Genomic DNA, 11,029 nt, shown 5'->3' with positions numbered 1-11,029 from the left:
GAGACCCCGCCTTCTCCTCAATTGGGTGGTCGCTACCCGAACGACGTGCTCATCTCGGGCTTCGACATCCTGTTCTTCTGGGACGCCCGCATGATGATGCAGGGCATCCACTTCATGGGCGATGTGCCGTTCAAGAAGCTCTACCTCCACGGCCTCGTCCGCGCCGCCGATGGCGCGAAGATGTCCAAGTCGAAGGGCAATGTCGTCAACCCGCTCGGGCTGATCGACCAATATGGCGCCGACGCGCTGCGCTTCTTCATGGCGGCGATGGAGAGCCAGGGCCGCGACATCAAGATGGATGAGAAGCGCGTCGAGGGCTATCGCAACTTCGCGACCAAGCTGTGGAACGCGTGCCGCTTCGCACAGTCGAACGGCATCGTCGCGAGTACGCATATGGAAGCGCCCGCGGCCGAGCTCGCGGTCAACAAGTGGATCATCGCCGAGACGATCGCCTGCGTCCAGGCGGTCGACCTCGCGCTCGCCGATCTGCGCTTCGATGGTGCGGCGAATGCGGTCTATCAGTTTGTGTGGAGCCGTTTCTGCGACTGGTATCTCGAACTGATCAAGCCGGTACTGTCTCCCCTCCCGCTTGCGGGAGGGGCCGGGGGTGGGGACGTCGAACCAAGCGTCGCGTCTGCGGGACTGCCCACCCCTAACCCCTCCCGCGAGCGGGAGGGGGATGAGGAAGAAACCCGCGCCGTCGCGGGCTGGGTGATCGACCAGATTCTCGTGCTGCTTCACCCGTTCATGCCGTTCATCACCGAGGAACTGTGGCACGCGATGGGGCCGCGCGAGACCGATCTGATCGTCGCCAAATGGCCGATGGCCGATGCGCGCGCGCTCGATCCGGCGGCGAGCAAGGAAATCGACTGGCTGATCCGATTGGTGTCGGAAATCCGCGCCGCGCGGACCGAGGTCAACATCGCGCCGGGTACGCGGATGCAGATGCACGTCCGCGACGCCGATGCGGAAACGCTCGCACGGCTCGAGCGGCAGGCGCCGGCGATCGCGCGGCTGGCGCGGGCGAGCGTGGTACAAGATGCGCCCGGTGGTGGCGCGCTGCAGGTGGTGGTCGATGGCGCGACCTTCGTGCTGCCGCTCGAGGGGATCATCGACCTCGGCGTCGAACGCGAGCGGCTGACCAAGGGCATTGCCGCCGCCACCAAGGAGCGCGATGCGCTCGCCGGGCGGCTCGGCAATGCGAGCTTCGTGGAACGCGCGAAGCCCGAGGCGGTTGAGAAGGCGCGCGCGGATCATGCCGAGAAGTCCGCCGAGGCCGAGCGGTTGACGGCGGCGCTGCACCGGCTGGGCTAGGCCGTCGCCCCGGCGCAGGCCGGGGCCGCTGGCTGTGGTGCGCACCGGGTGCCCATAGCACAGCGGCCCCGGCCTGCGCCGGGGCGACGGATGGTCGTGGCGCGGCGAGTTTGATCATATTCCCCTCCCGCTTGCGTGAGGGGCTAGGGGAGGGCCTGTGAGCGACGCCTTGGACATTACGGCCCCACCCCCAACCCCTCCCGCGAGCGGGAGGGGAGCCACGCAGCGCGACCTGACCACCGGCCCGATCGCCGCGACCCTGCTCGCCTTCGCGCTTCCCACGCTCGGCTCGAACATCCTCCAGTCGCTCAACGGCTCGATCAACACGATCTGGGTCGGGCGCTTCCTCGGCGAGGGCGCGGTCGCGGCGACCGCCAATGCCAATACGATCATGTTCCTGATGTTCGCGCTCGTGTTCGGCTTCGGTATGGCCTCGACCATCCTGATCGGCCAGAGCATCGGCCGGCGCGACGTCGAGGCGGCCCGCCGCGCATTCGGCGCGTCGATCGGGCTGGTGATGGCAGGCGCAGTGGTGGTCGCGGCGATCGGCTGGATCTTCACCCCCGACATCCTGCGCGTGCTCGCCACGCCGCCGAGCGCGATGCCGCTCGCGCTCGCCTATCTGCGCGTGATCTTCCTCGGGCTGCCCGCTTCGATGCTGCTGGTCTTGCTCAGCATGGCGCTGCGCGGGATCGGCGATTCGATCACGCCCTTATGGTTCACGCTGCTCAGCGTGCTGCTCGACAGCGGGTTGAACCCGGTGTTCATCCGTGGCTGGTTCGGCATGCCCGCGCTCGGCATCGCCGGCTCGGCGACCGCCACGCTGATCGCGTCGCATGTCGCAGCGCTCGGGCTGCTGGCGTATATCTATGCGCGCGATCTGCCGATCCGGCTGCGCGGGCACGAGCTGTCCTTCCTGATCCCGAGCCTCGCGCTGACCCGCACGATCCTCTCGAAGGGCCTGCCGATGGGCGCGCAGATGCTCGTCATGTCGGTGGCGGCGCTGACCATGACCGGGCTGGTCAATCGCTACGGGATCGACACCACCGCCGCCTATGCGGTGTCGCTGCAGCTCTGGGCCTATATCCAGATGCCCGCGCTCGCGGTCGGTGCGGCGGTGAGCAGCATGGCCGCGCAGAATATCGGCGCGGGCTTCTGGGACCGGGTCGATCGCATCACCCGCGCCGGGCTGATCTTCAGCGCGGTGCTGACGACGACGATGGTGCTCGCGATCATCGCGTTCGACCGGCCGGTGATGGGGCTGTTCCTCGGCAGCGCGAGCCCGGCGATCCCGATCGCGCGGCATATCCAGCTGCTGGCGAGCTGGAACTTCATCATCTTCGGGATGACGATGGTGCTGTTTTCGACGGTGCGCGCGAACGGCGCGGTGTGGGCGCCGCTGATCATGCTGTTCGTCGCGATGTATCCGGTGCGGATCGGCTTCGCGCTCGCCTTCCAGCCGAGCCTCCACGCCGATGCGCTGTGGTGGAGCTTTCCGCTCGGCTCGTCCGCCAATTTCGCGATGGCTTTGTGGTATTATCGCTATGGCGGCTGGCGCAGCGAGCGGCTCGTCGTGCCCGCCGAGCGCGCCGAGGAACAGGTGCCGAGCTCGGCCGAACCCGCGGGGCGGCTGCATCCGAGCGCCTGACGGCGGGGGGATCGTCGATCGGAAGTCCCGCGAGGTCGCTTCCCATCCGTCACCCCAGCGAAAGCTGGGGTCTCCCGGTTCGAGGGTACCGCGTTGGCCGCTCGAGACCCCAGCTTTTGCTGGGGTGACGGGGGGGCAACCTCGCGCCGATGACGGCGTCCGCGCCAACCGCTCGATCGCGCGACGCTAACGCGCTTGCGCGCGCCCGCGCGAGGTTCCAGAACGCGGGGCATGACCGCTCAATACCCCGCGCTTCGCCTTCGTCGTACCCGCGCATCCGCCTGGAGCCGCCGGCTTTACGCCGAGACGGTGCTCACCCCTGCAGACCTGATCTGGCCATTGTTCATTGCCGAGGGATCGGGCGTCGAGGAGCCGATCGCCTCGCTGCCGGGCGTGTCGCGCTGGTCGGTCGATGGGATCGTCGCGCGGGGGCGCGAAGCGCGCGATCTCGGCATTCCGTGCATCGCCCTGTTCCCCAATACCCCGGGCCACCTGCGCAGCGAAAAGGGCGAGGAAGCGCTCAATCCCGACAATCTGATGTGCCGCGCGGTGCGCGCGCTGAAGGACGCGGTGCCCGAAGTGGGCGTGCTGACCGATGTCGCGCTCGATCCCTATACCAGCCACGGCCATGACGGGCTGCTCGACGCGGCGGGCTATGTGCTCAACGATGCGACCTCCGACGCGCTCGTTGGGCAGGCGCTCAACCAGGCGGCGGCGGGGTCGGACATCATCGCGCCGTCGGACATGATGGACGGGCGCATCGGCGCGATCCGCGAGGCGCTCGAGGGGGACTCGCGTCACAACGTCCAGATCATGTCCTATGCCGCCAAATATGCGAGCGCGTTCTACGGGCCGTTCCGCGATGCGGTCGGCAGCCGCGGGCTGCTTAAGGGCGACAAGAAGACCTATCAGATGGATTCGGCCAATGCCGAGGAGGCGCTGCGCGAGGTCGCGCTCGATCTCGCCGAGGGCGCCGACAGCGTGATCGTCAAGCCCGGGCTGCCCTATCTCGACATCGTCGCGCGGGTGAAGGCGGCGTTCGAGGTGCCGGTGTTCGCGTACCAGGTGAGCGGCGAATATGCGATGATCGAGGCTGCGGTCGCGGCGGGGGCGGCCGAGCGCGACCCGATGGTGCTCGAGACGCTGATGGCGTTCAAGCGCGCGGGCTGCTCGGGTGTGCTGACCTATCATGCGGCGCACGCGGCGCGCTTGCTGGGCGCGTGATCGAGACGCCGCGCTTGCGCTTGCGGCCGTGGCGCGAGGCCGACAAGCCCGCGTTCGCGCGCATCGTCAACACGCCGGCGATGATGGTGCATTTCGGCGGCGTGCGCCCGAACACCGAGATCGACGCGCTGATCGACGCGCAGATGGCGAAACAGGCAGCCGACGGGCACTGCATGTGGGCGGTCGAGACGCGGAATGATGGCACGCTTGCCGGCATCTGCGGGTTGCGGATCGGTGGGCATCCCGGCACGCCGGTCGATGGGATGTACGAGCTCGGTTGGCGAATCGCCGAGCGGTATTGGGGGCAGGGCATCGCGCGCGAGGCGGCCGAAGCGAGCCGCGACTGGGGCTGGGCCAATACGCCGGCGCCGACGATTGCGGCCTGGACCAACCCTGGCAATGCGCCGTCCTGGGGGCTGATGCGGCGCATCGGCATGACGCGGCGGCCCGAGCTCGATTTCCGCCATCCGCGCTTTCTCGACACCGCCGACCCGATCGGCGACATGATCGTCTATGCGGTCGATCGAGCATGATCGAAAGCGAGCGCCTGATCCTTCGCCCGTGGCAGCGCGACGACCTCCCGCAGCTGCTGGATATTTGCCGCGACCCGCGTGTGATGGCCACGATCGGACCGCTGCAGGACGAGGCACAGGTCGCGGCCGCAATGGCGCGCCAGCGCTCCGATCAGGCGCAGTACGGCTATTGCTACTGGGCGATGGAGCATCGCCTGACGGCGCTGGTGATCGGTTTTTGTGGGCTTGAACTGCAGCGGCCGCCGATGCCGATCGCTGGCCAGACGGATATTGGTTGGCGGCTTGCTCATGGACGCTGGGGCCAAGGCTATGCGCGCGAAGCCGCGCTGGCGTGTCTCGACTGGGCGTGGACGCATACGCCGCTCGACGAAATCGTCGCGATCACGACGCCCCGCAACACGCGCAGCTGGGGCCTGATGGAGCGGATCGGCATGACGCGTGTCGTCGACGGCGATTTCGATCATCCCAATCTTGCGCCCGGCGATCCGCTCCGCCGGCACATCCTCTATCGCATCGATCGGCCGACCGCATGACGACCCTCCGAGCTCCCGCGCGCCTCGCGCGGCCGCTGTTCGTGCTCACCATCCTGGCGAGTTCGTTCCTGCTGTTCCTCGTCCAGCCGATGGTCGCACGGATGGCGCTGCCGCGGCTCGGCGGCGCGCCGGCGGTGTGGAATTCGGCGATGCTCGTCTATCAGGCGCTGCTGCTCGCCGGGTACGGCTATGCGCACTGGCTCGGCCGGATGAACCCGCGCGCGCAGGCGATGACGCATCTCGGCGTGCTGCTCGTCGCGGGACTGTGGCTGCCGATCGGCCTCACCACGCTCCAGCCGAGCCCGACCGCGCAGCCCGCGATCTGGGTGCCGTGGCTGCTCGGCGTGTCGATCGGGCCGTTGTTCTTCGCGATCTCGGCGCAGGCGCCGCTGCTCCAGCGCTGGTTCAGTCTGACGCGACAGGGCGACAATCCGTACGCGCTCTATGCCGCGTCGAACTTCGGCAGCTTTGCGGGGCTGATCGCTTACCCCTTGTTCGTCGAGCCCGGTTTCGCGCTCGATGGCCAGCGCGCTCTGTGGAGCAGCGGCTATATACTGGTCGGGTTGCTCGTCGCCTTGTGTGCCGCGACGCTGCCGCGCGGTGGGCCCGCCGCCGTCACCGCGCCGCGCCCGACCTCGCCGGCACCGGGCCGCTGGCGCGTCGCCCACTGGATCGTGCTGGCGTTGGTGCCGTCGGGGCTGATGCTCGCGACCTCGACGCTGATCACCACCGATATCGTCGCGATGCCGTTGCTGTGGGTATTGCCGCTCGGGCTGTATCTGCTGAGCTTCACGATCGCCTTCGCGAGCGAGCGCACCACCGCCGACCTGCAGACGCGGATCGCGCCGATCGCGATCCTGCTGTTCGGCGGCCTGCTCGTCGGCGGGATGGCGGCGATGCCGATGCTCGGCGCGATCATGGCGCTGGCGCTGTTGTTCCTCGTCTCGGTCGCGCTCCATACCGCGCTCTATCGGCTGCGGCCCGAGCCCGACCGGCTGACGGGATTCTATCTCGCCATGTCGGTCGGCGGCGCGCTCGGTGGGGTGTTCTCGGCGCTGCTCGCGCCGCTGCTGTTCGACTGGACCTATGAATATCCGATCCTGCTCCTCGCAGCGGGGCTGCTCGTGCCGCAACGCGCCTTGCTCGGTCTCGTCGCGCGGTTGTGGGAGGGCAGCGCGCAGCGGCGGCGGATCCTGCTGTACGGCGTGGCGATCGTCGTCACCGCATTGGTCGCACTGGTCCTTGCCTATCCCGCGCCGGTCGATGGGCCTGGGCCGATGCAGCAGGTCGCGCTGCTCGTGATGGTCGGGGTCGGGTTGGTCGCGATCGGATCGCGTCGCGCGTTCGGTATCGCCTTACTCGGCTCGCTGATCGCGTTCGGCGGGTATCGCGCGGTGGTGATCTCGCTCGAGCCCGGTGCGCGCACGCGGAGCTATTTCGGCATCTATACCGTCCGCGGCAATGCTCGCGAGCGACAACTCGCGCACGGCACGACGGTTCACGGCACGCAGGAGCTGGGCTCCCCGGCGCGCGAGCGGCTCCCGACGACCTATTACGTCCCGGGTTCGGGGATCGGGCAGGCAATGCAGGCGGCGCCGGCTTTGTATGGCCCCGTCGCGCGGATCGGCGTCGTCGGGCTGGGAGCGGGAACGCTCGCCTGCTACGCGCGGCCCGGCCAGGACTGGCGCTTCTACGAGATCGACCCGGCGATCGCCCGGATCGCGCGGGCGCGATTCAGTTTCCTGTCGCGATGCCTGCCCGGCGCGCGCGTCGTGCTCGGCGATGCGCGGATCAATCTTGCCCACATCGCGCCCGAATCGCTCGATCTGCTCGCGCTCGATGCCTTCTCGTCCGACTCGGTGCCGATGCATCTGATGACGCGCGAAGCCTTTGCGAATTACGCGCGGGCGCTCGCGCCGCGCGGGCTGCTGATGGTGCATATATCGAACCGCTTCCTCGATCTCGAGCCGGTGGTCGCAGGGGCCGCGGCGGTCGGGAAATGGCATGCGGTGCAGCTCTTCTATCGCCCGGTCCGGGGCGACACGCCCGCCGCGACCATGTCGCAATGGATCGCGCTGTCGCACGACCCCCAGGTGATCGCGACGTTGCAGCACGGCAATCCGGCCTGGCGACCCGTTGCGCTGCGTCCCGGATTCACGCCGTGGAGCGACGACTATTCGACGATCCTGCCGCTGCTCAAGACGCTGCGCTAGGCGCCGGGCAGCTTCGCCGCGATCCCGGCGATGCGCGCGCTCTGCGTCTCGAACGCCGCCTCGGCGGCGGTCTGGAGCGTCGCGATCGCGGGATATTCGGGCTTGCCGGCGGTGATCCGGTCCGACGCCATCGTATCGACCGCCGAAAGCGTGGCCGAGGTGGTCGCGCGATAGCCGTCGAGCTCGGCGAGCGCGGTCTGTGCGGCGATCCAGCGTTCGCCGCCCGGCGCGTCGCCCTTGGCGGCGTTGGCCAGCCGCTCGGCGCGTACCGCGGCCGGGGCGAATTCGGTCGCGGTCTGCTCGAGCGTCTTGTTCAGTTCGGCGAGTGCCGAATCGGTCGAGGGTTCGGGATCGGCGAGCGCGATCGGCGTTTCGGGCTCGGCATCGCTGCGCGATTCGATCGCGCGTGGCAGCAGCGAGGGATAGCGCGTCGATGTCTGCGCGGCACAACCGGCGAGCAGAACGGTGAGGGCCAGCGCGAAAGCGGCGGGGCGGGCGGGTAAAAGCGGCAGGGTCATCGCAAAATTCTCTATGCCGGCAAGAAAGGTGACGCAACGCCCTTGCGTCCCCCGAAAGACGCCGCTAACAGCGCCACTCCACTGCACCCATAGCTCAGCTGGATAGAGCATCAGACTACGAATCTGAGGGTCGGGCGTTCGAATCGCTCTGGGTGCACCACCTTTTACCGCCGATCGGCGGGCGATCAGCCGGGACAGGAATGTCCCGGCTTTTCTGCGTTTTGGGGGCGGTGGCCCGCGCGGCGCACAAGACCGTCACCCCGGCCTTGTGCCGGGGCCCACCGTGCCGCGCGTGCTTCGCAGGCATGTCGTGCGTCATGGTGGACCCCGGGACGAGCCCGGGGTGACGGGTGGGGCTAGGGCAGCAGGTGCGTGGCTGCGGCAACCGCCGCCAGCACGTCCTCGGCATATTCGCGGCGGCAGATCAGCAGATCGGGGAGCAGCGGGTCGCGGCAATTGTAGACCAATGGGCTGCCATCGATTCGCGACGCGAACAGGCCGGCCGCCAATGCGACCGCGACGGGCGCGCAATTGTCCCATTCATATTGCCCGCCGGCGTGGAGGTAGATCTCGGCATCGCCTTGCACCACCGCCATCGCCTTCGCGCCCGCCGAGCCCATCGGCACGAGCTCCGCGCCGATCGCCTCGGCGACCGCAAGGACCAGCGGATGCGCGCGGGAGCGGCTGATCACCATCCGCGGGCGCTGCTGGGCAGCGGCGAAGGCCGGCGGCGCGTCGTCGGTCACGAACACGCGGTGTGCGGCGGGCAGCGCGACCGCGCCCGTCACCGGCACGCCGTCGATCGCGAGGCCGATATGCACCGCCCAATCCTCGCGCCGTTCGCGGAACTCGCGCGTGCCGTCGAGCGGATCGACCACCCACACGCGCCGCGCCGCGCAGCGCAGACCGTCGTCGGCGGCTTCTTCCGACAGAATATAGTCGTCGGGCCGGGCGGCCCGCAGCAGGCGCAGGATCAGCGCGTTGGCATCGCTGTCGCCGCGGTCCCCCAATTCGGCATCGGCACAGGCGCCCGTCACGCACAGGTTGCGCAACACCTCCGCCGCCGCGAGCGCGACCGAGCGGGCGAGTTGGGCGTCGGTCTGGTTGCTCATAGATCGGGGGTCCATACGCCCATGATATGCTCGACGATCCGCTCTGCCGCCGCCTCGGGGCTCTCGCGCGTCGTGTCGATCCGGATGTCGGGGCGCTCGGGCGCCTCGTACGGGCTCGAAATGCCGGTGAAGTTGGCGATCTGCCCGGCGCGCGCCTTGGCGTAGAGGCCCTTCACGTCGCGCGCCTCGGCCTCGGCGAGCGGGGTATCGACGAAGATCTCGACGAACCCATCGGGCAGCATCGCGCGCACCATCTCGCGCTCCGCGCGGAACGGCGAGATGAAGGCGGTGAGGACGATCAGCCCGGCGTCGGTCATCAATTTGGCGACCTCGCCGATGCGGCGGATGTTTTCCACCCGGTCGGCATCGGTGAAGCCGAGATCCTTGTTGAGCCCGTGCCGCACATTGTCGCCATCGAGCAGGAAGCTGTGGCGGCCGAGCGCGAACAGCTTTTTCTCGACGAGGTTCGCGATCGTCGACTTGCCCGAGCCCGACAGCCCCGTGAACCACAGCAACCGCGGCACCTGGCCCTTTTGCTGCGCGTGCGCGGCGCTCGTGATGTCGATCGCCTGCCAATGGACGTTCTGCGCACGGCGCAGCGCGAAATCGAGCATCCCTGCGGCGACGGTCGCATTGGTCGCGCGGTCGATCAGGATGAAACCGCCGAGGTCGGCGCCGTCGGCGAAGGGCTCGAATACCACGTCGCGATCGGTATAGACTTCGGCCACGCCGATATCGTTGAGCCCGAGCGTTTTGACCGACAGTTCGGCGAGCGTGGCGACGTCGATCGCGTGGCGCGGCTCCTGGACGGTCGCGCCGACGGTCTGCGTGCCGAGCTTGAGCCAATAGCTGCGCCCCGGCAGCAGCGGTGTTTCGGACATCCAGACGAGCGTCGCGCGGAACTGGTCGGCGACCTGCGGCGGCGAATCGGCGAGCGCGATGACGTCGCCGCGCGAGCAATCGACCTCGTCGGCGAGCGTCAGCGTGACCGACTGGCCGGCGACGGCTTCGGGCAGGTCGCCGTCCATCGTCACGATCCGCGCGACGCTCGTGGTGCGGCCCGAGGGCAGGATGCGCACCGCATCACCGGGGCGCACGCTGCCGCTCGCGATCAGGCCGGAGAAGCCGCGGAAATCGAGGTCGGGGCGGTTGACTCGTTGCACTGGCAGGCGGAACGGGCGGGCTTGCGCGGCATCGGCCTCGACATCGATCGTCTCGAGATGTTCGATCAGCGTCGGGCCGTCGTACCACGGCATCGCGCTGGACGGGGTTGCGACATTGTCGCCGGCAAAGCCCGAGATCGGGATCGCGGTGAACTGCGCGATGCCGATCGCGTCGGCGAAGGCGCGATAGTCGGCGACGATCGTTTCGAACACATCCTGATCGTAATCGACCAAATCCATCTTGTTGACCGCGAGCACCACGTGACGGAGGCGCAGCAGCTGGACGAGGAAGCTGTGGCGCCGCGTCTGCGGGAGCACGCCCTTGCGCGCGTCGATCAGGATCACCGCGGCGTCGGCGGTCGAGGCGCCGGTCACCATGTTGCGGGTATATTGCTCGTGGCCGGGGGTGTCGGCGACGATGAACTTGCGCTTCTCGGTCGCGAAGAAGCGATAGGCGACGTCGATCGTGATGCCCTGCTCGCGCTCGGCGGCGAGGCCGTCGACCAGCAGCGCGAAGTCGATGTTCTGGCCTTGCGTGCCGACGCGCTTGCTGTCGGCTTCGAGCGCGGACAGTTGGTCGGCGAAGATCGCGCGGCTGTCGTAGAGCAGGCGGCCGATCAGCGTCGACTTGCCGTCGTCGACCGAACCGCAGGTGATGAAGCGGAGCAGCGACTTGTGCTGGTGCTGGAGGAGATAGGCATGGATGTCCGACGCGATCAGCGCGTCGGGACGATACTCCCTCTCCCCTCCGGGGAGAGGGCTGGGGAGAGG

General features: G+C 68.6%; 9 protein-coding genes and 1 tRNA gene. 7 read left to right on the top strand and 3 right to left on the bottom strand.

The window, feature by feature from the left end; translation table 11 throughout:
• The 6 genes from RH90_RS15970 to RH90_RS15945 all read left to right on the top strand — a co-directional run.
• Positions 1-1,314, top strand: a 1,314-nt coding sequence (locus RH90_RS15970) for a class I tRNA ligase family protein (RefSeq protein ID WP_232280371.1), incomplete at its 5' end; no start/stop codon positions are given.
• Positions 1,315-1,471: 157 nt separating this feature from the next.
• Complete coding sequence (locus RH90_RS15965) at positions 1,472-2,962, top strand: MATE family efflux transporter (RefSeq protein ID WP_010186987.1); 1,491 nt, start codon at positions 1,472-1,474, stop codon at positions 2,960-2,962.
• A gap of 231 nt (positions 2,963-3,193) precedes the next feature.
• Positions 3,194-4,186: a porphobilinogen synthase gene (gene hemB, locus RH90_RS15960; protein ID WP_010186985.1), complete on the top strand. Its 993-nt coding sequence runs from the start codon at positions 3,194-3,196 to the stop codon at positions 4,184-4,186.
• Positions 4,183-4,719 carry a GNAT family N-acetyltransferase gene (locus tag RH90_RS15955; RefSeq protein WP_010186984.1) on the top strand — a complete coding sequence of 179 codons (537 nt, stop codon included), beginning with the start codon at positions 4,183-4,185 and terminating at the stop codon, positions 4,717-4,719. The genes hemB and RH90_RS15955 overlap by 4 nt, the downstream gene beginning before the upstream one ends.
• A complete protein-coding gene (locus RH90_RS15950; RefSeq protein ID WP_010186983.1) occupies positions 4,716-5,252 on the top strand; it encodes a GNAT family N-acetyltransferase in 537 nt (178 codons plus the stop codon). Before RH90_RS15955 ends, RH90_RS15950 begins: the two co-directional genes overlap by 4 nt.
• Positions 5,249-7,465, top strand: a complete 2,217-nt coding sequence (locus RH90_RS15945) for a fused MFS/spermidine synthase (protein WP_010186982.1) — start codon at positions 5,249-5,251, stop codon at positions 7,463-7,465. Before RH90_RS15950 ends, RH90_RS15945 begins: the two co-directional genes overlap by 4 nt.
• On the opposite strand, the gene RH90_RS15940 is transcribed toward RH90_RS15945, so the two are convergent.
• Positions 7,462-7,983 carry a hypothetical protein gene (locus RH90_RS15940; RefSeq protein ID WP_010186981.1) on the bottom strand — a complete coding sequence of 174 codons (522 nt, stop codon included), beginning with the start codon at positions 7,981-7,983 and terminating at the stop codon, positions 7,462-7,464. The two genes, RH90_RS15945 and RH90_RS15940, sit on opposite strands and share 4 nt — an antisense overlap.
• An 83-nt stretch (positions 7,984-8,066) precedes the next feature.
• Here RH90_RS15940 and RH90_RS15935 point away from each other — a divergent pair.
• A tRNA-Arg gene (locus tag RH90_RS15935) sits at positions 8,067-8,143 on the top strand.
• A gap of 196 nt (positions 8,144-8,339) precedes the next feature.
• Here RH90_RS15935 and RH90_RS15930 read toward each other — a convergent pair.
• Both RH90_RS15930 and cysN read right to left on the bottom strand, forming a co-directional pair.
• Positions 8,340-9,095: a 3'(2'),5'-bisphosphate nucleotidase CysQ gene (locus RH90_RS15930; RefSeq protein ID WP_010186980.1), complete on the bottom strand. Its 756-nt coding sequence runs from the start codon at positions 9,093-9,095 to the stop codon at positions 8,340-8,342.
• Positions 9,092-10,978: a sulfate adenylyltransferase subunit CysN gene (cysN, locus tag RH90_RS15925; RefSeq protein ID WP_029625373.1), complete on the bottom strand. Its 1,887-nt coding sequence runs from the start codon at positions 10,976-10,978 to the stop codon at positions 9,092-9,094. Before cysN ends, RH90_RS15930 begins: the two co-directional genes overlap by 4 nt.
• Between the last annotated feature and the right edge of the window lie 51 nt (positions 10,979-11,029).

The sequence above is a fragment of the Sphingomonas sp. PAMC 26605 genome, from assembly GCF_000241485.1.
Classification (GTDB): domain Bacteria; phylum Pseudomonadota; class Alphaproteobacteria; order Sphingomonadales; family Sphingomonadaceae; genus Sphingomonas.
This window is presented reverse-complemented; position numbering and strand designations above follow the sequence as displayed.

Coding starts and splice junctions, on each gene's coding strand:
- RH90_RS15930 (WP_010186980.1), bottom strand. CDS start 9,095: ATGAGCAACCAGACCGACGCCCAACTCGCCCGCTCGGTCGCGCTCGCG.
- hemB (WP_010186985.1), top strand. CDS start 3,194: ATGACCGCTCAATACCCCGCGCTTCGCCTTCGTCGTACCCGCGCATCC.
- RH90_RS15940 (WP_010186981.1), bottom strand. CDS start 7,983: ATGACCCTGCCGCTTTTACCCGCCCGCCCCGCCGCTTTCGCGCTGGCC.
- RH90_RS15945 (WP_010186982.1), top strand. CDS start 5,249: ATGACGACCCTCCGAGCTCCCGCGCGCCTCGCGCGGCCGCTGTTCGTG.
- RH90_RS15950 (WP_010186983.1), top strand. CDS start 4,716: ATGATCGAAAGCGAGCGCCTGATCCTTCGCCCGTGGCAGCGCGACGAC.